General features: G+C 53.2%; 21 protein-coding genes. 3 read left to right on the top strand and 18 right to left on the bottom strand.

Features of this window, described 5'->3' with window-relative positions; genetic code table 11:
* The first annotated feature begins 86 nt into the window (after window positions 1-86).
* Window positions 87-2,195 (top strand): CHAT domain-containing protein, encoded by a 2,109-nt coding sequence (locus PHE17_RS00945; RefSeq protein WP_301013908.1) that lies wholly within the window; start codon window positions 87-89, stop codon window positions 2,193-2,195.
* 105 nt (window positions 2,196-2,300) lie between these two features.
* Here the strand turns inward: PHE17_RS00945 and PHE17_RS00940 are convergent, their stop codons facing one another.
* A complete protein-coding gene (locus PHE17_RS00940) occupies window positions 2,301-3,521 on the bottom strand; it encodes an IS256 family transposase (protein ID WP_301013907.1) in 1,221 nt (406 codons plus the stop codon).
* A gap of 141 nt (window positions 3,522-3,662) precedes the next feature.
* Between PHE17_RS00940 and PHE17_RS00935 the strand changes: the two genes are divergently transcribed.
* Window positions 3,663-5,771 carry an SUMF1/EgtB/PvdO family nonheme iron enzyme gene (locus PHE17_RS00935; RefSeq protein WP_301013906.1) on the top strand — a complete coding sequence of 703 codons (2,109 nt, stop codon included), beginning with the start codon at window positions 3,663-3,665 and terminating at the stop codon, window positions 5,769-5,771.
* Window positions 5,772-5,867: 96 nt separating this feature from the next.
* Here the strand turns inward: PHE17_RS00935 and PHE17_RS00930 are convergent, their stop codons facing one another.
* The 6 genes from PHE17_RS00930 to PHE17_RS00905 are packed head-to-tail and all read right to left on the bottom strand — an operon-like array spanning window position 5,868 to window position 11,612.
* The gene (locus tag PHE17_RS00930; protein WP_301013905.1) at window positions 5,868-7,589 is read right to left on the bottom strand and encodes a nickel-dependent hydrogenase large subunit; all 1,722 of its coding nucleotides are present in this window, start codon (window positions 7,587-7,589) and stop codon (window positions 5,868-5,870) included.
* 10 nt (window positions 7,590-7,599) lie between these two features.
* Window positions 7,600-8,040, bottom strand: coding sequence for a hypothetical protein (locus PHE17_RS00925; protein WP_301013904.1), 441 nt, complete (start codon window positions 8,038-8,040; stop codon window positions 7,600-7,602).
* A complete protein-coding gene (locus PHE17_RS00920; protein ID WP_301013903.1) occupies window positions 8,037-9,314 on the bottom strand; it encodes a (Fe-S)-binding protein in 1,278 nt (425 codons plus the stop codon). Before PHE17_RS00920 ends, PHE17_RS00925 begins: the two co-directional genes overlap by 4 nt.
* Entirely contained in the window at window positions 9,311-9,970 is a 660-nt protein-coding gene (locus PHE17_RS00915) for a hypothetical protein (protein ID WP_301013902.1), read from the bottom strand. Before PHE17_RS00915 ends, PHE17_RS00920 begins: the two co-directional genes overlap by 4 nt.
* Entirely contained in the window at window positions 9,967-11,112 is a 1,146-nt protein-coding gene (locus PHE17_RS00910; protein WP_301013901.1) for a hydrogenase small subunit, read from the bottom strand. The genes PHE17_RS00915 and PHE17_RS00910 overlap by 4 nt, the downstream gene beginning before the upstream one ends.
* Window positions 11,109-11,612 (bottom strand): HyaD/HybD family hydrogenase maturation endopeptidase, encoded by a 504-nt coding sequence (locus PHE17_RS00905; protein ID WP_301013900.1) that lies wholly within the window; start codon window positions 11,610-11,612, stop codon window positions 11,109-11,111. The genes PHE17_RS00910 and PHE17_RS00905 overlap by 4 nt, the downstream gene beginning before the upstream one ends.
* A 134-nt stretch (window positions 11,613-11,746) precedes the next feature.
* Between PHE17_RS00905 and PHE17_RS00900 the strand changes: the two genes are divergently transcribed.
* Entirely contained in the window at window positions 11,747-11,986 is a 240-nt protein-coding gene (locus tag PHE17_RS00900) for a HypC/HybG/HupF family hydrogenase formation chaperone (RefSeq protein WP_301013899.1), read from the top strand.
* 35 nt (window positions 11,987-12,021) lie between these two features.
* On the opposite strand, the gene uvrD is transcribed toward PHE17_RS00900, so the two are convergent.
* The 11 genes from uvrD to PHE17_RS00845 form a co-directional block, all read right to left on the bottom strand.
* On the bottom strand, window positions 12,022-14,226 hold the full coding sequence (uvrD, locus tag PHE17_RS00895; protein WP_301013898.1) for a DNA helicase II: 2,205 nt from the start codon (window positions 14,224-14,226) through the stop codon (window positions 12,022-12,024).
* A gap of 43 nt (window positions 14,227-14,269) precedes the next feature.
* Window positions 14,270-15,706 (bottom strand): ATP-binding protein, encoded by a 1,437-nt coding sequence (locus tag PHE17_RS00890; protein ID WP_301013897.1) that lies wholly within the window; start codon window positions 15,704-15,706, stop codon window positions 14,270-14,272.
* A gap of 88 nt (window positions 15,707-15,794) precedes the next feature.
* Window positions 15,795-18,140 (bottom strand): hybrid sensor histidine kinase/response regulator, encoded by a 2,346-nt coding sequence (locus PHE17_RS00885; protein ID WP_301013896.1) that lies wholly within the window; start codon window positions 18,138-18,140, stop codon window positions 15,795-15,797.
* Window positions 18,141-18,306: 166 nt separating this feature from the next.
* Complete coding sequence (locus PHE17_RS00880) at window positions 18,307-18,594, bottom strand: hypothetical protein (protein ID WP_301013895.1); 288 nt, start codon at window positions 18,592-18,594, stop codon at window positions 18,307-18,309.
* A 146-nt stretch (window positions 18,595-18,740) separates the two neighbouring features.
* Window positions 18,741-19,055, bottom strand: coding sequence for an Hpt domain-containing protein (locus PHE17_RS00875; protein ID WP_301013894.1), 315 nt, complete (start codon window positions 19,053-19,055; stop codon window positions 18,741-18,743).
* Between the two features lie 15 nt (window positions 19,056-19,070).
* Complete coding sequence (locus PHE17_RS00870) at window positions 19,071-19,778, bottom strand: response regulator transcription factor (RefSeq protein WP_301013893.1); 708 nt, start codon at window positions 19,776-19,778, stop codon at window positions 19,071-19,073.
* A 128-nt stretch (window positions 19,779-19,906) separates the two neighbouring features.
* Window positions 19,907-21,106: an ABC transporter permease gene (locus tag PHE17_RS00865; protein ID WP_301013892.1), complete on the bottom strand. Its 1,200-nt coding sequence runs from the start codon at window positions 21,104-21,106 to the stop codon at window positions 19,907-19,909.
* A 2-nt stretch (window positions 21,107-21,108) separates the two neighbouring features.
* On the bottom strand, window positions 21,109-22,314 hold the full coding sequence (locus PHE17_RS00860) for an ABC transporter permease (RefSeq protein WP_301013891.1): 1,206 nt from the start codon (window positions 22,312-22,314) through the stop codon (window positions 21,109-21,111).
* A gap of 32 nt (window positions 22,315-22,346) precedes the next feature.
* Window positions 22,347-24,641: a hybrid sensor histidine kinase/response regulator gene (locus PHE17_RS00855; RefSeq protein WP_301013890.1), complete on the bottom strand. Its 2,295-nt coding sequence runs from the start codon at window positions 24,639-24,641 to the stop codon at window positions 22,347-22,349.
* Window positions 24,642-25,895, bottom strand: a complete 1,254-nt coding sequence (locus tag PHE17_RS00850; protein ID WP_301013889.1) for a type II toxin-antitoxin system HipA family toxin — start codon at window positions 25,893-25,895, stop codon at window positions 24,642-24,644.
* Complete coding sequence (locus PHE17_RS00845; RefSeq protein ID WP_301013888.1) at window positions 25,892-26,182, bottom strand: helix-turn-helix transcriptional regulator; 291 nt, start codon at window positions 26,180-26,182, stop codon at window positions 25,892-25,894. The genes PHE17_RS00850 and PHE17_RS00845 overlap by 4 nt, the downstream gene beginning before the upstream one ends.
* Window positions 26,183-26,240 lie beyond the last annotated feature (58 nt).

The following is a 26,240-nucleotide window of genomic DNA, read 5'->3' as shown; positions in this document are numbered from 1 at the left end:
TCATGACTTAAGACGGTGCAGCCACGGCTATTTTGGCTTATAAAATAACTTTGGCGAGTGTGTGTATTAATACGGGGCTGATGCTGATGTCTGCTAAATCCTACCTCAATTTTGATTTGTTGCTGAACGAGGCAGGCGACAACTATCAGGTACATGTGATTGATTCTCCTGCTGGTCAGGCCAGCCGCACGTTTACCCTGCCTTTCTCGGCAGTGGAACTGGAAAACTTCATCCTCAAAATCGGGCAAAACCGGGGCAGTGTGCGTAGCCTGTATATTGAGCGGATTGATGTCCCATCCATCCAAAAACTGGGTGGGGCGTTGTATGAGGCGCTTTTTGGTGGGGCAATAGCGGAACGTTTCCGCTCCAGTCTGGCAATTGCGCGGCGTGAAGGCTGCGGGTTGCGCATCCGTTTGCGTTTGTCGGGTGCGCCGAAGCTGATCGACATCCCGTGGGAATTGCTGTTTGACGCCGATAACAACAACTACATCGGCCTATCGGTCAACACCCCCATTATCCGCAAGCTCGACCTAGCGACATTGCCGGAGATACGGCAGGCGCAGGGCGTGTTGCAGGTGCTGGTGATGATTTCCAGCCCCTCCAATTACCAGCAACTGGATGTGGAACGCGAATGGGATCGCATCAATAGCGCCACCCTAAGTTTGCAGAAAGAAGGCAGGATGGTCTTGACGCGGGTGGAACCATCGCTGGTGGCTTTGCAGCGGCAGTTGCGGCGCGGCGAATACCATGTGTTCCACTACATCGGGCATGGCGGGTTTGACCGCACCAACAATGACGGCGTGTTGGTGCTGGAAGACCAACAGAAAAAAGGCCATCTGGTCAGCGGGCAATACCTTGGTACGATCCTGTATGACGAAACTACCCTTCAGTTAGTGCTGTTGAACTCTTGCAGCGGCGGCAGGACATCCGTCACCGACCCGTTTGCTGGGGTGGGGCAAAGCCTGCTGCAAAAGGGCATCCCGGCAGTCATCGCCATGCAGTTCGAGATCACCGACGATGCCGCCATCACTTTCTCACATGAATTCTACGCAGCACTGGTTGATGGCTACTCGATAGATGCCTCCGTCGCCGAAGCCCGTAAGATGATCTACGCCGAAGCCAACCAATTGGAATGGGCAACACCCGTCCTCTACACCAGCATCGACAGCGGTAGTCTGCTGCGCGAACCCACTCCCGAAGAACTCCATGGCATGGAAGAACAACGGCGTCAGCGAGAAGAAGCCAAACACCAAGCGGAATTGAAGCATCAGCAAGAGGAAGAAGCTCGCCAACTCGAATTGAAACGCCAGCAGGAAGAGGAGGCCAAACGTCAATCCGAACTCAAGCGTCAGCAGGAAGAAGCTAAGCGCCAAGCTGAAGTGAAGCACCAGCAGGAAGAGGACGCTAAACGTCAAGCTGAGCTGAGGCGTCAGCAGGAAGAAGCTAAGCGCCAAGCTGAAGTGAAGCACCAGCAGGAAGAGGACGCTAAACGTCAAGCTGAGCTGAGGCGTCAGCAGGAGGAAGAAGTCAAGCGCCAAGCAGAACTCAAGCGCCAGCAGGAAGAGAAATCCAAACGCCAAGCTGAACTGAAGCGGCAAGAAGAGGAAGCAGCCAAACACCAAGCCGAACTGAAGCGGCAAGAAGAGGATGCAGCCAAACGCCAAGCCAAGCTCCAAGCCGAACTCAAGCGCCAACAGGAGGAAGAAGCCAAACACCAAGCCGAGTTAAAGCACCAGCAAGAAGAAATCGAACATCAGGAAGAATTGAAACACCAACAAGAAGTTAGTTATCAAGTAAAGCCGGTGGAGGATGGAATGCAGCAGCAGCCGATAGCAAGTACAAGAAAGTACTTATATATCGGAGCTGCTGTAGGTTTAGTATACGCGATACTCACGTTTGTATTATCGCTTGTTGATGGATTTATGTTCATGCCTAATGGAAATGAGTGGTTGATAGCTGGGGCTGTTGGCGTGGCAAATATTTTGGCAGGCGCAGTTGTTGCAGTAATTAGCAAAGGAAGTTTTAAATTATTTATTGGGGCAATTATAGGGATAGCTATTTTCATGATTATGTATCATATCGCAAATAATATTAACTACGTATCCAAGTTTTTCGTTGGTCTATTTGTTGTTACTCCTCTAGGTGCAGTTATTGGGGTTTTTATCAGTAAGTGGATGCTGTCGCGAAGCGGTTGATGTCGTAAATAAGTCTGTGCGAGGGGTTCATCCATCTTTATCTACGGTTTCCACCTTGCTGGAGGTCGGCATGGGAGTCTGTCAAATAAACTGTGTAACAAATTTTCATAGGGCGGAGAGCGGGACGCGCTCTTCGCCGAACATGAGTAAAAAGGTCTGCAAAGCAGGTTTCCAGTGGTGGATAACCGACCACTTTTGCGAGGCTTCGCGAACCGCCAGATACAGGCTTTTGAGGGCTGAACTGTCACTGGGGAAGATGCGCCGGTTGCGGGTGAACTTGCGCAAACTCATGTTCAGGGACTCAATCGCATTGGTGGTGTAAATCACTTTGCGGATTTCGGGCTGGAACTGGAAGAAGGGGATGACATTCGCCCAGTTGCCGCGCCATAGGCGCACCACCGCTTTGTATTTGCCGCCCCATTCAGTCTCCAGTGCCTCCAGTTCGCGTTCCGCTTCTTCAGCGGTGCTGGATTGGTAAATACGTTTGAGGGCTGCCACCACGCCTTTGGTGTCTTTGGCGGTGACGTAGCGCAAGCTGGCTCGAACCATGTGCACCATGCACAACTGGGTGAGTGTCTTGGGGAAAACAGCATTGACCGCTTCCGGCAAACCGTTTAACCCATCCATGCAAGCCACATAGATGTCCTGTACGCCCCGGTTGCGCAATTCAGTCAGCACTGACAGCCAGAACTTTGCACCTTCATTTTCTGCCAACCAGATGCCCAACACGTCCTTTTCTCCGCGTAGGTTGACCGCCAACACCACATGCGCAGCTTTGTTGATGACCTGTTTATCTTGTTGAACCTTAACGATAATCCCATCGAGCCAAACAATCGGGTAGATGTTGTCTAATGCCCGTGACTGCCAAGCTTTGGCTTCGCCTTGAACGGCTTCGGTCACTTCGCTAATCAGCGTGTGCGAGATGTCGACCCCGTAGAGACGTTTAACCGTGTCTTCAATATCGCGCGTGGTCATGCCTTTGGCATACAGGGTCAGGATGTGCTCTTCCATCCCTGCCAGCCGTATTTGGCGTTTTTGTACCAGCTTTGGCTCAAAGCTGCCGTCACGGTCACGTGGTGTTTCCACCTGCAACTCGCCAAATTCGCCTTTGATAGTCTTGTTGCCTTTACCGTTGCGGGTATTGCTGCGCCGTTGCCCTGCGTCGCTGCGTTCACCCTTGTCGTATTTCAGGTGCGCATCCAGTTCGGCTTCAAGGCTGCGGTTGATCATCCGTTGCAGGAGCTGGCTGTAAAGGTTCTTTACATCAGCGGGCGTTTTGCAATCGGTTAAAAGCTCATCCATCAGGATGGGATCAAGGGTTTCCATGTGACTGCTCCTTGCGGGGGTTCCGCAGTTATATAGCAGTTACACAGTTCAGTTTACAGTCTCCGGCATGGAGGTAGAGGTAGTTCTTATGGGGCTGTTTGGATGCGTATTTTTTGCACTGATTAATCGGAGTTTCCGCTAATGCCTGTCAAATCTTATTTCAATTTTGACTTGCTGTTAAACGAAGCAGGCGACAGCTATGAGGCACGGGTTGTTGACTCGCCTGCTGGTCAAGCTGTCCATCGTTTTTCACTGCCATTTTCTGCGCTGGAACTAGAGGTATTTATCCTCAAAATCGGGCAGAACCGAGGCGGTGTTCGTAGTCTTCATCTTGAGGGCGTGGATGTTCATTCGGTTAAAAAGTTAGGCAGCGCATTGTATGACTGCCTGTTTTCCGGTGATGTAGAAGAGCGTTTCCGTACCAGTCTGGCGATTGCAGAACGGGCGGGTATGGGGTTACGTATCCGCTTGCGTCTGTCGGGTGCGCCATCGCTGATCAATATTCCATGGGAACTGTTGTTTGACGCAGCGAACAACGATTATATCGGCTTGTCGGTCAATACACCTGTCATCCGCAAGTTGGATTTGGCGCAACAGCCCTCCATCCGTCAGGCCGTTGGGGTGTTGCGGGTGCTGGTGATGATTTCCAGCCCGACAGGCTACTACCCGCTGGACGTGAAACGTGAATGGGAACGGATCAATACCGCTACCCAAGGTTTGCAATCAGACGGCAAGCTCATGCTGGAGCAGGTGGAGCCATCCTTGGCAGCCCTGCAACGCGCATTGCGGCGCGGCGAATACCACGTTTTCCACTATATCGGTCACGGTGGTTTTGACAGCCAGAATAACGACGGCCTGCTGGTGCTGGAGGACAAGGACAAAAAAGGTCATCTGGTCAGCGGGCAATATTTGGGGGCGCTCCTGCATGATGAAACCACGCTCCAATTGGTGCTGCTGAACTCTTGTAGTGGCGGCAGGACATCCGCCACCGACCCGTTCGCCGGGGTGGGGCAAAGCTTGCTACAAAAAAGTATCCCGGCTGTCATTGCCATGCAGTTCGAGATTACCGATGACGCCGCCATCACCTTTTCGCATGAGTTTTATGCCGCATTAGCGGATGGCTATCCGATTGATGCAGCCGTCGCTGAAGCCCGCAAGATGATCTATGCTGAAGACAATCAGCTTGAATGGGCAACGCCTGTTCTCTATACCAGCATTGATGGTGGTGGCTTGCTGCGCGAACCGACTCCCGAAGAACTCCTGTACATAGAAAAGCAACAGCGTCAGCGAGAAGAAATCAAACGCCAAGTCGGGTTGCAACCGCAGGCAGAGGAGCGCAAACCTCAAGAAGAACTCATGCATCAAACAGAGTCACACTCTGTAGGTTTACCGCTGCCAACTATAAAAACGATTTCCGAACCATTACTTGTCGCTCCCCAAGTTTTTGCTTGGAAAACTATAGCCATCATAGGTGTGATGTTGATGCTGGGTATCGGCGGATTTGTGTGGAAACGATATTTTGATGTACAGCCGATTGAATCCGAAATGGTCTCCATTCCCGCAGGTACATTCACCATGGGTTGCGTAAAAGGCCGCGATGATGCCAACAATGATTGTGAAAATGACGAAAAACCTGCACACAAGGTTACTCTCAGTGCCTTCCAGATCGGTAAATATGAAGTGACTTTTGATGAGTGGGACGCTTGTGAAAAAGCTAAAGCTTGTCCCCATGCGGAAGATCAGGGGTGGGGGCGAGGAAAACTCCCGGTTATTACAGTTAGTTGGAATGACATTACTCAGAAATATATTCCGTGGTTAAACCAGAAAACAGGTAAGAATTACCGTTTGCCAACAGAAGCCGAATGGGAATATGCGGCGCGAGGAGGTACTGATAAGGCTTACCCATGGGGTAATAATATTGGCAAAAATAATGCAAGTTGCGATGGATGCGGGAGTCAGTGGGATAACAAGCAGACTGCCCCAGTCGGTAGTTTCTCCACCAATGGTTATGGCCTGTATGATACGTCAGGAAATGTTTGGGAATGGGTGGCAGATTGTTACTCGTACAGTTATCAGGGTGCAGCGCCAGATGGCACTGTGAGAAATAATTGCGGAACAAGCATTGATCGCATATTGCGTAGCGGTTCGTGGAATTTCCTCGGTAATAGTTGTCGCTCGGCTAACCGGAACGCTGAGCATCCTGACCTTCGCGACAAATATTCCGGTTTTCGCCTTGCTCTAAGCCGTTAAGCCCAAGTTAGCGAGTAGGATGCTGAAGTCGTAGTCGGCAGGGGGCGTAAATCACGCCCTGCGGTGCAGGGGCAGAGCGCCCCTGCTGCTTGTTCTTTACCTCACCTGAACCTTGATCAGCTCATCCCCATCCGGGTCGGTCACATGCACAGCACACGCAATGCACGGGTCGAAACTGTGGATGGTGCGCAGGATTTCCACTGGCTGTTTCGGGTCGTGCAAGACATGGCCTTTCAGCGACGCTTCATACGCCCCTGCTTGGTTCTGCGCGTCACGCGGCCCGGCATTCCACGTGCTGGGAACGACAGCTTGGTAATTGGCGATCTTTTGGTCTTTGATCACGATCCAGTGCGCCAGTGCACCACGCGGTGCTTCCATGTAACCCACACCTTTGGCGCTGGAAGGCCAACTGGAAGGTTCCCACAACGCATCGTTGAAGGTTTTGGTGTCGCCCGCCTTGATGTTGGCGACGAGGAGGTCGAACCATGTCTGCATTTTGTCGGCGATGATCTTGGTTTCCAGCGTGCGGGCGGCGGTGCGCCCCAAGGTGGAATACAGCGCTTCGATGGGCGCATCCAAGTATTTCAGGGTGTAATCGACCAGCGATTTGGTGTGTTCGTGCCCTGTGGCGTACAGCATCAGCACCCGTGCCAGTGGCCCGACTTCGACTGCTTGGCCTTTCCAACGTGGTGATTTCATCCACGAATAGGATTGGTCTACGTCCAGTTGCTTGTACGGCGGTTTTGGGCCACTGTAATTCAGCTCGGTTTCGCCCACGTAAGGGTGCAAGCCTTTGTTTTTGTCATCGCTGTAGTCGTACCACGAGTGCGCGACGAATTCTTGGATTTGGTCTTCGGCATTCAGGTCAACCGGGTGGATTTTCGACAAATCGCGGTTGAGGATCACGCCGGATGGGATCAGGAACGACGCAGGGTCATCCATGCCTTTTTCCGGGAAATCGCCGTAGGTCATGAAATTGCCCAAGCCTTCACCCTGTTTGAACCAGTCTTTGTAGAAACTGGCAATGGCGAGCGTATCCGGCACGTAAACCTGATCGACGAATACCTGCATTTTCTTGATGATGTCCTGCACTTGCGACAGGCGTTTCATATTGAGTGCGGAATCGGAATTCAGGTCAATCGGGCAAGGCACACCGCCGACGAGGAAGTTGGGGTGCGGGTTTTTACCGCCGAAAATGGCGTGCAGTTTCACCACATCGCGTTGCCATGCCAGTGCTTCGAGGTAGTGCGAAACCGCCATCAGATTAGCTTCCGGCGGCAGTTTGTAGGCCGGATGCCCCCAGTAAGCTTTGGCGAAAATACCCAATTGCCCCGCTTCGACAAACTTTTTCAGCTTGGCTTGCTGGTCAGAAAAATAACCGGGTGTGGAATTAGGCCAATGCGGGGAAATTTTCTGTGCCAACTCAGACGTGGCTTTGGGGTCGGCGCTGAGTGCGGATACCACATCCACCCAGTCAAGCGCGTGCAGATGGTAGAAGTGCATTACGTGGTCATGCACGTATTGCGCCGCAATCATCAGGTTGCGGATCAGTTGCGCATTCGGCGGGATAGTGTATTTCAACGCATCTTCCACCGAGCGGATGGAAGCCATGCCATGCACCAGCGTACATACGCCGCAGATACGTTGCGCGTATGCCCATGCATCACGCGGGTCACGTCCGCGCAGGATGATTTCGATCCCACGTACCATCGTCCCGGCGGAATACGCTTGTTCGATGGTGTTACCGTTCATCTGCGCTTCGATGCGTAAGTGGCCTTCGATGCGGGTGATGGGGTCTACAACGACACGTTCAGTCATGTTGTTATCCTCAAATGTCGTTTAGAAATTGCTCAAGGAGGCGGTATTGGGCTTCGCTTTCCTCGTGCATGGATTCGTCGGCGGCGTCAATGTGCCCACAGGTACGTGCCATCCGCGCACTGGCGGCGGCTTCCCACGCGGGGTTTTTGGCCTGCTTATCGGGTGCAACCAGTGCGGAAGCGGCGCGGGCGACGAAATAGCCAGCCTGTGCTTGCCAATCACTGTCAGAGCCGCAACGGGTATGGCTTTCCAGTGCCGCAGCTTTGGCCTGTTTGAAGGCGATTGCCAGTTCTTCGGCGGAAACGTCTTCGTCAGCGGCAGTTTCCACCACTTTACTCAGCGACAGGTTAAGCGCCAACACATTGCGCACAAATGCTGCCCCGACGCGCCGTTGTTGCGGCAATTCGAGCTTTTCCAGCGTTTGCTTGAAATCGGTGTCGTTGCTGATCATGCTGCACCTCCTTTACGTTCCACCAGATGCTCGGCAATCATTTCGGTCAAACCGACCACAGGGATGTCCATTTGATTGACTTCCAACCCTTCTTCCAACTGGATGCGGCAGTTGGCGCAAGCTGTTACCAGCGTGTCGACGCCGAGTTCATCCAATTGCTTTTTCTTGCGCAGGAAGGCTTTCATCTTCACTTCTTCGGCGTCTTCGTTGGCGCTTACGCCGCCGCCTGCGCCGCAGCACCAGTTAAGTGTGCCGCAGTCGGACATTTCCACAAAGTTTTTCGCCACCATGTTGAGCAAGTTACGTGGCTGTTGCACCACGCCGCCACGCCGTACCAATTGGCAAGGGTCGTGGAAAGTAAGTTTGGCCTCTTCCATGCCTTCGGTTTGCAGCAAGCCTTGTTCGCGCAACTCGTCCAGCACTTCGACAATGTGTTTGGCGGCGAAGGTGTAAGGGCGACCAATCAGGTTGGGGCCTTCCCAACGCAGTGCGGTGTAAGCGTGCCCGCATTCGGGGCTGATCACGGTTTTGACTTTGAGTTTTTCGGCGGCATTCACCACCCGGCTGACTAACTCCCTCGCAATGTCGGACGAGCCAATTTGGATGCCGGAGTTGGTGGCCTCGAAACACTCAGAGCTGAGCGTCCATGTTTTGCCTGCGTTGGTGAGGATTTTCGCTACCGCTTCCAAGTATTCGGGGTAGTTCATGATCTCCATCGACGACAGCATCAGCAGGTATTCCGCGCCTACCTTATCGAAAGGCACTTCCATGCCTGTGGATTTTTCAACATGGCGGACTTGCGCTTGCAGGGCGGGAAGTTTAACCCCCATTGGGCTACCGATTTGTACCGCACGGGTGGAAGCACCAATCAAACCTTCGGGGGCGTGACCGGAAGCCACCATGCCTTCGCGCATCTTACGGATCATGTAAGTAAGGTCGTTACCTACCGGGCAAATCAGGGTGCAGCGTCCGCACAAGGAGCAGTTGTTGTAAACCAGTTCCTGCCATTCGGCGAGTTCTGCGTCGGTAACAGGTTTGCTTAAACCCAGCTTGGCTTTGAGCTTACCGATCAGGGTGTATTCCTGTTCCCACACGCGCCGTAACGGTTCGAGCTTGTAGATCGGTGCGAAACGTGGCTCAGGGTTTTCGGTGTAAAACAAACAGGCTTCCGCACACATCCCGCAAGAGACGCAGGAGCTGAAAAAGCTTGCCATTGGCGCGTCGATTTGCGCCTTGAAAGCGTTAATGCCGCGTTCGAGTGTTAATGAGCTCATGATTTAACCCCCCGAATACCCATAGAAACACCGTTGTACCAGCGTGCCAAGAACAGTGTGAAAGCGTGGGTCAGTTTGGTGAACGGGAAAATAACCAGCAGGAATTCCACACTCAAGATGTGCAAGCCCAACATCAATGACGGCGCGAGCAACAAATGGTGGTAAGCCATGTAACCTGTCAGCACTGGCACGAACGTCGATGCCCACACCACATAATCCGACGGGGTGGAAAGGAATCGTTTTACCGGATGCTGTAAACGGTGCGCCAGCACTGCGATCAGCGTCAGCATGGTGATAACCGCAAACGCATCCACCACGGGCGTTGGCAGGTTAGGCCAGCCAAACCCGATGATGCTTTTGAGCAGGGCAATGTGTGCCGCCAGCAAAAAGACCACCACAAACAGGCCGATATGGAACACATACCCGCCGATAACGGTCAGCAAGGAACGTTGGAAAGTGGCCTTATCCGTGCCGAAACGCCGCAAAATTTCACGCAACCCGCCTTGAACGGGGTCGCTTTTCGGTACAGCGTAATTGACCTTTTTACCCAGCGAGAGGATTTCAAAGAAGCGTAACACCATACCAGCAATGAAAATGACCATTGCGGCGCTGAAAGCAGGCCCTTTGACCCACAGCAGGAAATCAACGTCGTTCATGATTGTGACTCCTGATTCAATTCCTCGACCGTCACGGTTTGGTGCAAACCAGCCGCATCCGCCTTGGATTTTTTGTTCATTGCACCGATAGCAACCCCAGCAGCGATACCGACCGCAGCGGCATACACGGCATTTTTACCCGATGCGCCCGGTGGGATGGAAAGTGCTTGGTAGAAGCCGCCGAAATCCCAGAAATCGGGTTCGGAACAACCGATGCAGCCATGCCCGGATTCAATCGGGAAGCTCGTGCCGTCATTCCATTTGGTGGTGGCGCAAGCGTTATACGTAACTGGCCCTTTGCAGCCCAGTTTGTACAAACACCAGCCTGCTTTTGCGCCTTCATCATCGAAGGTTTCCGCAAACAGGCCGCGCTCGTAAAACGGACGGCGGTAGCAACGGTCATGGATGCTTTGCCCGTAAAAAGCCTTCGGACGACCCAAACTATCCAGTTCGGGAAGCCCGAAGGTTAGGAAATGGGCAATGACGCCGGTAATCACCACCGGGATAGGTGGGCAACCGGGCACATTGATAATGGGTTTGTCCTTGATAATATCGGCAACTGAAACCGCACCCGTCGGGTTCGGGTCAGCTTTCGGCAAGCCACCGTAAGCAGCACACGTACCGACAGCAACAATCGCTGCTGCTCCCGCTGCCGCTTCTTTCAGCATATCCAGGTTACTGATACCCGCGATGGTGGAATAGCCGGGGTTGTCCAGTGGGATGGAACCATCCACCACCAGCACATACTTGCCGTAGTTTTCCTTCATCGCCTCAGCACGCGCTTCTTCCGCACCGTAGCCGGAAGCGGCTTGTAAAGTGTGGTGGTAATCCAGCGAAATCGCGTCGAAGATCAGCCCTTCAATGCTGGGGCTGTGCGAGCGGGTAATGGATTCGGTACAGCCTGTGCATTCTTGGAAAGAAAGCCAGATCACCGATGGGCGTTTGGCATTTTCTAATGCTTCTGCGATTTTTGGGATCAACGCTGGGGAAATCGCCATCGTCGAGGCCAGCAAGCCACAGAATTTCAGGAAATCACGGCGCGAGACGCCGCGTTCATGCAGGTATGCGCCCAAAGCGGAGGTGGGTGCACCTTCGATAGGGACTTCATCCTTTACAATGATTGGGATTTCACCAAGCCTCATAAGACAACCTCCAAACTGTGTTTTTGCCACGGTGGATGTTTTTCGACTTCCCACTTTTGCAGCAGGGTGGCAGCCACGCGGGCAGCAAGCGGGATATTGCGTTTCACGGCGGGGGTTAACTCTTCGCCCCAGCCAAACGTTTCATACTGGATACCGATCAGGGCGCGGTGCTTGGGCAGATGCCCAGAGAGGCGGGCAATGTCCATCAAATCCAGCAAGCCAACCTCGTGGGCACTGCGCTTGGTTGTACCGAGGAAATGATCCATTGCCTCATCTTCGTAACAACAAAGCGTGCCTGCACGGGCGTGCAGCTCCACTGCATCCAGCACCAACAGATGGTCATGTTCTTCGATCTCGCCTGCAAGGGTGAAACTGAGCGTACCACCATCCAAGTAGCTCACATCTGGAAAAATCGGGAAGTGTTTCTGCATGAATTTCAGCAGATGCACTCCGATGCCCTCGTCTTGCAGCAGGATATTACCAATACCTAGCACCAACATGGCTTCTCACTTATCGGTTTAGTTATTCTAGCCCTATTGTGGGCACTTCCTGTCGCCTGCGTTTGACATTGGTCAACACACAGGGGTGTCAAGTGCGTAACATGCAGAAATATTGATATTGATTAGGAAAAGACATGTGTTTGGCGATCCCGATGCAGATCATTTCACTGGATGACAGCGGTTTAAGCGCCCGGTGTGAAGCACGCGGCATTGAACGCGAGGTCAGTCTACTGATGATGCTGGGCGAAGAACTCGCGGTGGGTGATTACGTCATGATCAGTCTGGGGCAGGTCATGCAAAAAGTATCCGCCGAAGATGCGCAGGTAACATGGGCGCATTACGACGAAATTTTCGCAAGTCTTCCGCCGCAGTAAGGGTGCACGACGACACCCTTACTGGTTTTGGCAGCTTATATTTTTTCCAGATTGGCGTAGCCTAACACTAGCCATTTGCTGCCGACTGCTTTGAAATTCACCTGTACCCGTGAGTGTGCGCCGGAACCTTCCGATGCAGTAATTATCCCATCACCGAATTTAGCGTGGCGCACGCGCTGCCCGATACGGTAGCCGGTTTCGGCTTCGGCGTATTTGTTGGGGACGCGAACGGGTGGTGGTTCGGCGGGGCGGAACTTGTTGCCTTGATAACCTGTGGGGTAGGTTTTCACTTTCGGGCGCACTTCTTCCACCAATTCTTCCGGCAATTCGCGCAGGAAACGTGAAGGTGGGTTGAATTGCGTCCGTCCGTGCAACATGCGTTGTTCCGCGTAGCTCATCACCAATTCGCGTTCGGCACGGGTAATACCGACGTAACACAGGCGACGTTCTTCTTCCAACCGTGCGGGGTCATCGGCGGACATTTGGTGCGGGAACAAGCCTTCTTCCAAGCCCGCCAAGAACACCAGTGGGAATTCCAAGCCTTTCGCCGAATGCAGGGTCATCATTTGCACGCAGTCTTCGCCCGCTTCGCCTTGGCCTTCGCCAGCTTCCAATGCGGCGTGGGAAAGGAAGGCGGAAAGTGCGTCCATTTCCGGCATATCGTCGGTTTGCACATAGGTGTAACCGTGCGCGGCTGTAACCAATTCGTTCAAGTTGTCGACCCGCGCTTGGCCTGCTTCGCCTTTTTCTTTGGCGAGGAAATGCTCTTTCAATCCGGCAAGGTCGATCACTACCTGCACTTGTTCCGCTAGTGGTAAGCCTTGGGTTTCGGTCGCCATGCGGTTGATGAGGTGGATGAAAGCCAGTGCGGCGTGGGCAGCGCGTGGGGTCAATTCACCGCAGGTTGATGCGGCACTGGTGGTTTCCCACAGCGATTTATTGTCAGCGCGGGCTTGGGTGCGCAGGATGTCCACGGTGCGTTCGCCGATGCCGCGTGGCGGATGGTTGATCACGCGCTCGAAAGAGGCATCATCAACGCGGTTACTGGTCAGGCGCAGATACGCCAGTGCGTCTTTGATTTCCGCCCGCTCGAAGAAGCGCAACCCGCCATACACGCGGTAAGGGATGCGGTTTTCGTTGAAGGTGCTTTCAAATACCCGCGATTGCGCGTTGGAACGGTACAGTACTGCGACTTGGCTGCGTAGCCCGCCTTGTGCTTGCCATTTCTGGATGCGGGCAGCGACGAAACGCGCTTCGTCCAACTCATTGAAGGCGGCGTACAAGTGCAGGCGTTCGCCATCCTTGCCGTCTGTCCACAGCTTTTTGCCCAAACGCCCTTTGTTATTGTCGATCAGCGCATTGGCGGCATTCAGGATGTTGGCGGTGGAACGGTAGTTTTGTTCCAGCCGGATGGTTTCGCATTCCGGGAAATGCTTGGTGAAATTGCGGATGTTTTCGATTTTTGCCCCACGCCAGCCGTAGATCGACTGGTCGTCATCACCGACCGCGAATACCGGGTTTTGGTCGCCCGCCAACAAGCGCAACCAAGCGTATTGCAGTGAATTGGTATCCTGAAATTCGTCCACCAGAATGTGGCGGAAACGGTTGCGGTAATGCTGTTGCAGTTCCGGGTTGTCACGCAGCAGTTCCAGCGAGCGCAGCAGCAGTTCGGCGAAATCCACCACGCCGTTGCGCTGGCAGGTTTGTTCGTACACCGTGTAAATCTGCACCATCTGGCGTTGGTTGAAATCACCCCGGTCTTCGATGTGCTGCGGGCGCGAGCCTTCGTCCTTGCGCGAGTTGATGAAACTGGCGACTTGGCGCGGCGGGAAGCGGGTTTCATCCAATTCCAACGATTTCAAAATCCGCTTGATCATGCGTATCTGGTCTTCGGAATCGAGGATTTGGAAGGTCTGCGGCAATTTCGCCAGTTGCCAGTGCAGGCGCAGCAAACGGTGCGCCAAGCCGTGGAACGTGCCGACCCACATGCCACCGCTGGGTACTTGCAGCAGCTCTTGGATGCGCCCGCGCATTTCCGCCGCCGCTTTATTGGTAAAGGTCACGGCAAGGATGCTGAACGGCGAAGCATTTTCAACTTCAATCAGCCACGCAATGCGGTGCACCAGCACGCGGGTTTTGCCGCTGCCAGCACCTGCGAGCACGAGGATCGGCTTGGGTGGGGCGGAAACGGCCAGCCGTTGCTGGGGATTTAGGGGTTCTAGTATTGGTGATATATCCATAGACGGATTGTAACGGAAAAGCACATGACATTCAGAACAACAATTATTCTGCAACACCATACAATTCGGCTTCACCCATCCAATAGCACAGCAACGGTGCGGGCAAGCGCATGATGTTAATGCCTTCCGGTGTTCCTGCTAGCAACCCAAAGTCATCCAGTGACTTGGTAACGACGTAGCCGCGACCGATAGCTTTTTGCTGGCACAATTCCATCAACCCCTTGAGTTCACGCACGCCGGTGTGCTGGGCGCGGTATTTGACCTCGAACGGGACAATTTGCCCGCCAACCTCAGCTACCAGATCAACTTCACGTTCTTGCTTTCCGCGCCAGTAAGTAAAGCGCACTTGCTGGGCGTAATAGCGGGCGAACAAATGGCGGAAAACAGCCGTTTCGGTGGCAACACCCAGAGCGGTGGGGTCATCCAGAATATTCTTACCTTTCAGCAATACAGCGGATGAAATTGCCGCATCTGCTAGATAAATTTTGTAACGCGCCCGCAACACGTCTTTGCCGTAGCCAAACGGAGGCAGGCGATAGATCAGGTGGGTGGCTTCCAGCAATTCGATAAAATGTTGCGCTGTCGGACGTTTGACTTGCAGGTTGCTGCACAAATCCGTCATGTCCAGCAGCCCGCCGTCGTGCATACACAAGTACAGGAAGGTATGTTCCAAATCCAGCACCCGCCGCACCCCAAACAAGGCGGTCATGTCCCGTTTTAGCACTTTGTCGATAATGTCTTCCCGCAACAAACGCTGGGCTTGTACCACGCTATCAATCTGCGCGGTTTGGGGGAAACCGCCGCGTACCAAATATTCATGGAAATGCCCGGTATACGGCACTGCCAATTCTGTTACGCGGTAAAAGTCTTGCGCCGTCCAATCGAATAGGTAGCGCAAGGAACGTAGCGGCGGTAAGGCAGGTAAGTCGAGCTGCTTGATTTGCAGGTACTCGTAGAATGATAGCGTAGTCATGCGGATGGCGTGCCAACGCCCAACGCCAGATTCTTGTTCGGCTTCCAGTAATGGTGTGGCTGAACCCGTAAACACAATGCGCCGATCTTTGATGAAATCCGTTTGGTGCTTGACCCACGTCCCCCAGTCGCGGATGAATTGGGCTTCATCCAAAAACAGGTACTCAATGCCATCAGCACGCGGTTCACGCTCACGCCATGCAGCTAACACCGCATCAATACCACCCAGCTTGAGCATGGGATGGTCAAAAGTGACGTAAAGGATATTAGCGGCGGGTACGCCTTGTTGCAGCAGGTCTTCAATGCACTGTAGCAGCAAGGTGGTTTTGCCCACCTGACGTGCGCCTGACAGCAAGACCGCACGGTGAACCGGGGGCTGTGTTACCCATTCGTTGAGTTCATGCCATGCGGCACGTTTCCATGTAGGTAAGCTGGGTATGCGTCCGCCACGCCACCACGGGTTAAACTGCGCAAGGACACTGATAAGTTCTGATGGTGATATTTTCATGGGAATGACACTAAAATTCTTAATTAGTTAAAGTATAGTTTACCTAATTTAGTATTTTTAGTCATTTCTCGCCTTTTTTGCACGCTTTTCAGCAAGCGTTTTGCAGCCGCGCCCAGCGCTCAATGGTGCTATGCAGGTCGGATAGCACATACGGTTTGGTGAGGTAATCATTCATCCCTGCCGCTAAGCAGCGTTCGCGTCCCCCGGCGATGGCATGGGCGGTGAGGGCAATAATCGGCAGGGTGGCAAAGCGCACGTCGGCGCGAATCCGCCGGGTGGTTTCGTAGCCATCCATCTCCGGCATACTTACGTCCATGAATACGATGTCGATGGCTTGCTGTTGCAGTTGTTGGATGGCTTCTGCGCCGCTGGCGGCGGTGGTGACTTGTACGCCGAGGGTTTGCAGCAATTCGCGCCCGAAAAACAGGTTCATGGGGTCATCATCGACCAGCAGGATGTGTGTGTTTGTACCCGACAAATTCCCTTTCAACCCATTATCCGGTGTTTCTGCGGCACGGCGAGGAATATGCAAAGGAAAGGCGAGGGCAAAGTAAAAACGGCAACCTTCGCCGGGCGTACTCTCCACGGTCAGTGTACCGCCCATGCGTTCCACCAGTTTGCGGCTGATGGTAAGGCCAAGGCCAGTGCCGCCGTAGCGTCGGGCAATGCTGGCGTTGGCTTGGGCAAAGGGTTCAAACAGGCTTTCCTGCTGTTGTAGTGAAATGCCCATGCCGGTATCAACGACTTCAAACTGAAGCAAGGCTTTGCCGGTTGCTGGTTGCATGACTTCCCGGATAAACAGGTCAACCCGCCCGTATTCGGTAAATTTGATGGCATTGCCCAGCAAGTTCAGCAGGATTTGGCTCAGGCGCGTTGCATCACCTCTGAGAGGGGTATTCTCAGGAAACCACGTCTGCAAATTCAAATGTAAACTTTTCTGGCGGGCTTGGTCGCCCAACAGCTTATCCAGATTTGCCAGTAATTCGCTGAGGGTAAAGGCGTGGTTTGCCAGCTCCAGCCGATGGTTTTCGGTGCGGGACAAGTCCAGAATGTCATTAATCAGGTTCAGCATGTGGTTGGACGCCGTTCCCAGCCTATCCACATAATCTTGTTGCTGCGGGTTGAGTGGTGTTTTTTGCAGCAGCGTACCCGTACTGATGACAGCATTCATCGGGGTGCGCAATTCATGGCTCATGGTGGTGAGAAATTCGCCTTTGGCGTGGCTGAGGGCTTGGGTGTGCTGCATCTGTTCGCGCAATAGGCGTACTCGCTCGGCTTGCACGATGGATAGCAGCAGGATGAAAATCACATGCCCCACAGGTATTCCGACGACATAAAAGGCGTGGATATTCCAGCTATCCTCCCCCAACACCAGTACCAGCAGCGCGGGTGCGATGAACAGGGTAATCAGCAAATAGATGCTGGCGAAATATTTCGCAATCCGGTCGCCCCGCCTTGTTGTCACCAGACTGGTAATAAACACGCTCACCAGCATGACCAGCGCCAGTGCATGTGCTAGTGCCGTGCCCCTGTGAATCCAGCCAGTCACTGCGGTCAGCACTACCGCTAAACTTTCGAGGCTTTTCAGGGTGCGGTCAAACGTGGGCAAACGTGTTTTGGTTTCCAATACCACGCGGGTAAACAGGCTTAATGAAATCATCGCGATATAAACAGGTGCAGTGAAAAAATGCGAACCTGTATTGTTCACAAAACTGAGGAAGCTAAAGGTAGGTGCAAGGACATGGATGGCGGCCATCATCGCCAAAATATGCACGACGAGGATCAAATAACGGGATTCCCGCAGGGAAAAAAACAGCAGCATGTTGTAAGCCGCCAGTGCCAACAACGCCCCGTAGACACTGCTGTACAAGCGATAATTATCTTTGGTGCGTTCCAACATGGTATCTGCCGTCAGCAGTTCCACTGGCATGTTCAGTATCGAATCGCCATTGGTGGCGCGGATGTAAGCTTGCAAGGGCTGACCCTGAGGCAGCGTCAGTGACCAAGCTGGGCGACGGTAATCCTCCATTTTATGCGCATACTTCGCGGTCACTTCTTGGCTGCCTGAAAGCAAGTGCAAATCATACTGGTCGCCCAGTACCGCATCCGACAACAGAAACCACTTCAAGTCCGATTGGTTGAGTAAGTTAAAGCGTACCCAGTAAGCTGAATGGGTTCTGCCGAACTGGGGCATATCTTGGGTGTTGGCAACAAACCGCGCATTGAATTCCTGCCTTGTTACCTCTGTTAACCCCAATTGCCGGGTTGGGTCTTCGAGGATTTCCATAAAGGGGGCGGCGGATAGGGTGGTCGCATCATTTTTCAGCACAAGTGCAGGCAGAAGTGCATCGGCACTGGCAGCAGGGATGATTCCGACTTGCCAAAACAGCACTAACAGCAAGAAAACGGGTGGAAAAGCGCGGAACAGGTGCATGGGCTTCTTCGGATAAGTCATGTGCCTGTATTAAAGACGGAATGAAAGAAAAAAACCAGCCTCCACCCGTTGAGGGAGTAGGCAGGGCTGGTCACAGAGGAAGCGTAAAAAGACAACCTGACTGTTTATTGAAATGGCGCATTCAGTCAGGTTGTGTAAAATCGTATCAGTCTTTTTTATCAAACTCTTCTTGCCATAAAACGTTGGCGAGGCTTTCCAGTTTGACGAAATCGTCCGATTCGCGGAGGTGCTTGTACAGGCTGCTGTGTAGCATTGCCGCCGCTTCAATATAAGGGGTAACGGGGTTTGTGGATTCCCCCGTCCCCTCTGTTATGGTGTCCCCAAATTTTTTGTGTTCTGCATCTGCCCACTTGGACTCCGCCAAGCTTGCTTGTGTTGTCAGTAAAACCGTAAGACATACACTGTACGGCAGCAGTTTTTTTATCAGTATCATTATCCTACTCCTTATCGCAAACCGTGAGCGTCCTGCCCACGCAGTAACTAACTGAATAGGAGCTTAATAGCGGAAGTGGGGAATTGTCACGCAAAAAACTGTCACAAATTGTAACAATTTGCCGTTACTGGTGAGCCGCAGTATTTCTATCTAATTGATAAGTAATTAATTATTTCTTCTTCAGTTGTCGACAATTGCTGTTTGAGGCTGTCGGTGAAGTGTGGCGTGTGGATATGTTCTATGTCCTTGCGGATGATCTTGTCCAGATGTTCAAGCAAATCGGGGGAGCCATACAAATTCACGGTTCCCTTGATGCTGTGTGCTTGGGCAGCGGCTTGTTGCCAATCTTGTACTGACAAGCAGGCGAGCAAGGCGCTGTTGCGTTGCTGGATGTGTGGGAGGGAAAATTCCAGAAAGCGTTTCGCCCCTTCCTCCCCTAATGAGTCGGTCAGTATTTTCATGCTGTTTGCCGTATTTCACAGGATAAAACGGTAGCCTTTGCGCCAAACGGTTTGCAAATGCTTGGATACATCAATGGTGTTCCCGATCCTTTTTTTCAGCCGATTGATCTGCATGTCTATCTTTCTGTCCAGTGGGTTGTGTTCATTGCCGTGTAAGGCGTGAGAAATGGCATCCCGCGTCAGGATTTGCCCCGCATTTTGACAGAAAAACAGTAGCAATTGGGTGTCAGCCGGTGTCAATTTAGTGGGAACCGTTTCCCAACGGATTAACAATTCACGCTCAGGGTCAAACAGGCAGGAACCAATCATGAAAGTCTTTTTGCCATTGTTTAAGTAAAGACGCAAGATGTTGCGCACCCGTATGAGCAATTCTCTGGGGTGGAATGGTTTAGTCAAGTAATCTTCCGCCCCCAGTTCCAGCCCTTGAATCCGCTCTTGGTCACTGGATTGCGAAGACAGGATCAGCACCGGCATGTGGGGGCAGTTTTCCTTAATCCATTGCAGCCAATACAAGCCATTTTTGCCCGGCATAATGATGTCGAGAATGATTAAAGCAGGGGTATGTTGGGGGAGGATTCTGCTTGCCTCTTCTCCATTTTTAGCGTGGGTTACTTGAAAACCTTGCTGATGCAGAAATTGCCCAAGCAGCTCTTGAAGGACTAAATCATCATCCACAATTAGGATGCTGTGACCCTCGCATGTTGTTAAGCCATTGTTGCTCATACTTCTTCTTTATGTCGGTGATTAGCCCTAAGCCAGCGTCTAGATATTACAGGTAGTTTAGCTGCTGGAACGGAAAATACTAAATTAAAATATCCCAAATGGCTATTTTCTCTGCTATTGAGTGATTATTATTCGCTGCGTAGTGCATCGACGGGCGGCAAAGCAGATGCCCGCTGTGCTGGGGCAAAGCCTGCCAGCAAGCCCGTGACTATCGCCACGCTTTCCGCCAATAGCACGTATAGCCAGTCGATTTTCACCGGCATTGAGGGCATAGCCGCGTGTAATAGCCACGCAATACTGATTCCGACCACCATTCCCGCAATCCCCCCTAGACCTGCCAATGCCGCTGCTTCCAGCAAGAACAGGCGTGTCACTTGCTGGCGTGATGCGCCTAAGGCGCGTAATAGCCCAATTTCTCCGGTACGTTCGTTGACTGCAATACTCATGATCGTGAGGATGCCCACGCCGCCGACCAACAGCGAAATGCTCCCAATCCCCGCCACCACGGCTTTGAGGATGGTGAGGATAGAACCCAGTGTTTTGAGCATATCGCTTTGGCTGGTTATGGTTATGTCTTCAGCACCGTGGCGTTGGTTCAAGATTATTTTTATTTGTTTGATTATATTCGTTTCATCCGCACCCGGCTGGTAGAGCACGTCGACTTCCATCAGCCCTTCGCGGTTGAATAGCGCAAGGGCGCGGGCAGTCGGGATGTAGACCGCATCATCCATGTCGAACCCCAAGATTTGCCCTTTCGATTCCATCACCCCGATGACGCGGAAACGTTCTTGCCCGATGCGGATGTGTTGCCCCAAAGGATTGCTGTTGGGGAACAATTCGGAGCGTATTTTCGCCCCAATCACCGCAAGGTTACGTGCTTGGCGGGCGGCATCGTCGGGCAGGAATTGCCCGCTGGCAACGGGGAGCTGCCACGTTTGCGGGGTTTCGTGGTTGACGCCGAGCACGGTTGTCCAGCGGGTACGTTCGCCTGCCTCCACCGGGGAGTTGCCTTGCACCACTGGCACGGAAGTTTGGACGCCTTGGATGCGCCGTAAGCTATCCGCATCTTCAATCGACAGCGGGCGGACGCTGCTGATCATTGCGCCCGAAACCCCCAATGTTGAACTTTTGCCAGGGTTGATGGCAATGATGTGTGCGCCGAATTGGGTAAATTGGTTAAGGATGTACTGTTGCACCCCGCTGCCCAAGGCGGTCAGCAACACCACGGCGGTAATCCCGACCGCGATCCCCAAAGCGGTGAGGAAACTGCGCATCCGGCTGAAACGGATGCTTGTGGTGGCAAGGTGCAGGTAGTCGGCGAGCAGCATGGCTACCTCCCCGACAGCGCCGCGACTGGATCAAGCCGCGCTGCCTGTTTCGCCGGAATGCTGCCAAATACCAAGCCAGTAATGAAAGTAATCAGCACCGAGGCAATCAGCGCCCACAGCGGTGGTTGCGCGGTGAAATCCGGCACGGCTTGGTTAAGCACGAATACCCCGCCCAAGCCCAGCAGCAAACCAATCATGCCGCCCGCACTTGCCAGTAAGGTTGCTTCGGTGAGGAACAGGCGTAAAACTTGCGAAGTCGGTGCGCCCAAAGCTTTGAGCAGGCCGATTTCCGCCTTGCGTTGGCTGACCGCGACCAGCATCACGTTCATGATCAGGATGCCCGCGACAATCAGGCTGACCGCCGCAATGCCGCCGAGTGCCCACGTCAGCGCGGTGAGGATATTGTCGAAAGTGCCGATCAGCGAATCTTGGGTAATGATGGTGATGTCATTGTCCCCGTCGTGGCGTTGGCTGATGGTGTGTTCGATGTCTTGTTTGGCTTGTTCCAGTTGCCCTTTGCTTTCGGCGGTGACGATGATGCGGAACAGCGAGGGGGCGTTGAATAAGTTCCGGGCACTGGCAACCGGGATCACCACCATGTCGCTCATGTCACTGCCCATGGATTGCCCCTTGCCCGCGAGTATCCCGATCACGCGGAAACGGGTTTGTCCGATGCGTACCCATTCACCCAAGGCATTGCGGTTGGCGAACAGTTCTTTCCACACCGTTTCCCCCAGCAAGCACACGGCAGTGGCGACACGCGGGTTGCCGTCAGGCAGCGATTGCCCAATGGCAAGCTCCAGTTGGCGGGCGCTGAGCAAAGCGGGGGTGGAACCCATGATGGTTACTTCGCGTTCACGGGCATCAAACGAAACAGGTGCTGCGCCGAGGATAATGGGGGCAACGTCTTTGATGGCGGTGCTGCGTTGCAGGGCAAGTGCATCGTCCAGCGTCAGGTCACGTGGGGTCGTGCCTACGAGCGGCGGCGCACCGCCGGTGGTTTCCGAACGCCCCGGCAATACGATCAGCAGGTTAGACCCCAAACCTTGGAACTGCCCGATCACGTACAGGCGAGCGCCTTCCCCCAATGAAGTGAGCAAGATGATGGCAGCGACACCGATACACATTGCCAGCAGGATCAGTGCAGTACGCCCCGGATAGGCACGTAAAGCGCGGTAGCTGAAATGGAGGGTGTCTTGCGGTTTCATGCTTTAAGTATAGCGGGGTATAGGCTAGGCTGTTACTTGTCAGTGTATTGGGTCAGCAGGGTATGTAATGCCTCAAGCCCAAACGGTTTGCCCAGATAACCATCCATTCCTGAGGCTTGGCAGCGTTCGGGTTCCCCTTCGATCACATGGGCAGTCACGGCAATGATGGGCAACGCGGTGAATCCGGCAGCGCGGATGTGGCGGGTGGTGGTGTAGCCATCCATGTCCGGCATACTGACATCCATCATCACCAAGTCGAAGGTTTGGTGTTGCAATTGCTGGAGTGCGGCTTGCCCGCTTTCTACCACCGTCGCTTTGACCCCGAGCTTATCCAGCATCTGTTCGCCGAGATAGCGGTTGAGTATGTCGTCATCCACCAGCAGCACGTGCAAACCTTTCCCCGCCAAACTGTTCAGTGCACTTGGGGTGTTTGCCATTGGATTGGGCTGTTCTTGTATGAGCGGGAATGTGAGGGTGAAAAAGAAACGGCTGCCTTTGTTTGGTTCGCTCTCTAATTCCAACTCACCGCCCATTAGCTTTACCAACTTGCGGCTGATTACCAAACCCAAGCCGGAACCACCGTAGCGGCGTGCGGTAGAACTGTCCGCTTGGGAAAACGCTTGGAACAAGTACTGCTGCTGGTTGCTGCTGATGCCAATGCCAGTATCGTTCACTTCAAAATAGAGGTGGATATGCCCGCCCGCATCGCCTGTCATTTGCCGCACTGTCAAAGTAATGCTGCCTTGCTCGGTAAATTTCAGGGCATTTCCCAGCAAATTGACCAGCACTTGTTTCAGGCGTACCAAATCGCCCAGCAACTGCAAACCGGGAGGCATGGCTTTCGTGACGGATAACACCAAGCTCTTTTGTTGGGCAGCGAGGCTGAACATCTGGTGCAGCTTGTCCAGTTCTTCGTCTAACCGGAAAGCGGTGGTTTCCAGTTCCAGCTTTCCAGCACCGATCCGCGACAGGTCAAGGACATCATCCACCAGCCCCTGTAAATGGTGTGATGAGGACAGCAGTTTTTCCAGATACACCGCTTGCGCTTCTGGGCAGGGCGTTTTGCGCAGCAGATCAGCCAACCCAATGATTGCGTGGATGGGCGTGCGTAACTCATGGCTCATGGTGGTGAGGAAGGTGTCTTTGGCCTTGTCAGTGGCTTCCGCCCGTTCCTTTGCCTCGCGCAACCAACGGGTCTGTTCCGCCTGAACAAAGGACAGTAACAAAGCCGTTAGCAAAAATCCGCTTGCAGCAAGGTAGACAAAGGGTTTGTCATGCGTGAACCAGCCAGCTTGCATGGCGGAATAAGGTGCGGTAGCAATAATCAGGGTAATTAAAGCCCCGTATGCAACGCGGCTGGGACGATGCCCTTGCCACACAATTAAACTGGTAAGGACGAAAATAACAGGCATTAAGGACAAGCCAATGCCAAAAATGACTTGTTCCCCCCGGTATGCTAGTCCCATAAAAGGGATTGCCATCACTGATAGGCGTGGTATCCAGCGACACAAATGCCCCATGATCTTGCTTGCCCCTTGATTGACATAGCCCCAATACTGGAAGCCCGTAATAAACATCAATAGCAAAGGTGTGGTGTAAAAATACTGTGTTGGGTTATTCAGCCATGCCAAGGTAGGAAATAGGTTGGTTTCACGCAAAATGAACAGGTCGCTGGCAAACAACAGTAGGGTCAAACTCAGGTAGCTGTATTCCCGTAAACTGGAAAATAGCAATAAGTTATACACTGCTAGGATTGCCATTCCCGCAAACAGGGCGGTGAACAAAATCTCTTCCCTGCTGTTGGTTTTTAGCAAGGTTTCTGCACCCAGCAATTTGAGGGGTAAAGTCAATAATGCCTGCCCATTGTTTGCCCGAAGGTATACCGTGACAGAATCCCCTGCCGCCATAGTCAAATGCCACACGGGCAAACGGAAGTCGTCCAAACGGTGCAAATGGCTTTGCGTTCCCGGCGCTAAGAAGGCTTCCGTGATTCCGCCGATGGGGCGGTCAAGCAGCAAATACCATTCCTGTGTGTGTTCAGAATGCAGTTGGAAACGTACCCACCATACCGAACGGCTACGCCCGAAATCAGGCACAGCAGCGGTATTCGGTACAAAACGATGGGAATACGCTGCGGAACTGACTTGGGTAATGCCCAGTTGCTGGGTCGGGTCTTCCAGCAGTTCGAGATAGGGGGAAAGGCTGACGCTTTGCGTGATTTGTTCGTTAGGGACAAGCAAGGTTGGGGTGGCCTGCGAGGCGCTAGAAATGACCATCCCCAGCAAGATCATGATTATTTGCTGTATGAAGGAAAAACGTGCCGCCATTTAGCCGATGCGCCAATCGGGGGAGAGTTTTTGCCAGTGCATCCGCAAGTTAGCTTGATGCGCTTCCAGCATGGGGAGTTCCCGCAAGGCTTTAGGCCATTGGTCACGGGCGCGTTGCAGGGTGTCTTGTAATGCTGTTTCAATGACAGGCCAGGCTACGCCAATTTTATTTGCCCAGCGTTGGAAATGTTGCCAGCCCAGTGTGTGCCAAGCTTTTTCGTCACCCATGTTGAGGGCGATTTGTGTTTCATTGGCGATGTAGGCTTGGGTGTGGAGGATGTCATAAGCGGGGGCAAGTTGTGGGGTGATACCGTTGGGATAGTGTACCGTCCAGTTTTTCAAATGGGCATCGCCATTACCGAGCAGGATGTTGACCAGCAGGCGGCGTGCCAGTTGTTGCAGGTCGCTGATGTTGTCATGGCTGTATTGGTGGAGGATGCGCCCCAGCATTTCATAGTTGCTGTCGCGGTATTTTTCATGCGGGTATTTTTGCAGGATTTGGGCGAAATCTTCGCTGTGGATGCGTCCCCCCGCCTCATCACGGTCAAAGCGGCGGATAGCGTAGGCATGGGTTTCGGCTGGCAAGGCAATATTCGGCAAGCCGTTTAGTGATGCCATTGGCAGCAAACGGATTTCGGGGATTTCGACCCCCGCCAGTTTTGCCAGTTGCATACTGCTGTATTCATTGAGTGGTACGCCGGGGTACAGGGTCGAGGGTGTTTTGATAATCCAATCTCCCAATTCTCCGGCTTGGGTAACGTGGTAACGCCCGTCTTGGTGTTTGCCAGAAAATTTCATTTGCACGCCAGCGAGTGAAAAGCGTTGCCCGTAATGGCTAACGGGGATGAGTACGGGTGTGCTTTGGGCGCGTCTTGCCAATGCCCACGTGGGGACATGCGCAGGCTCTACCGGGCTGGCAATCAGTGCGCCGGGCAAATCATTGCCGAGCCACGCCAGCAGCGGGAATTCATTATCTGGATGAATTTTCAATTGATGCGCTGCCCATGCACGCAACGCTCCTTCCGGCAATAAGTTGGAAAGCACGGGGTGTAAGCGCTGGCGGGTATGCCACGGTTTTTCCAGCAGTTGGGGCTTGCCCAATTGGGTCAGGGTAAGTGTTGGGCGTTCACTGGCGTGTAGGTAATCGGGTGTGAAGGTTACAATGTTCTGCCCATTGGCAAAGCCGACCACATAGGCGATGTGCGTACCGTACAGGTGTAGGGCTAGGGTGCTTGCTTGTTCGGGGGGTGTCATTGCTTTGCCCCTTCGTATAAATCACCCAATAGGTCTTGCCACGGGTTTTCCGCATCTGTTTCTACGCCGTTTAGCATTTCCAGCACAGCTTGGACTTGGTTACGCGGGATCAGCAGCAAGTCAGCATTTAACCCATCAGCGATCAATTTGAGGGTATCGAGATTGGCATTGCCGCCCGCTTCAATGCGTTGGTATTGCTGTTGCCCCATGCCGATGCGGGTTTTCATGTCAGATTGGGTCAAACCCAAGGCGCGGCGGCGGGCGCGGATTTGTTCGTGGAGATTCATGGTTAACTCCCACTGGATAATTACAGTATTATAGTTGTAATTATGCCATTAAAACAGT

The sequence above is a fragment of the Thiothrix sp. genome (assembly GCF_028714775.1).
Classification (GTDB): Bacteria; Pseudomonadota; Gammaproteobacteria; order Thiotrichales; family Thiotrichaceae; genus Thiothrix.
This window is presented reverse-complemented; position numbering and strand designations above follow the sequence as displayed.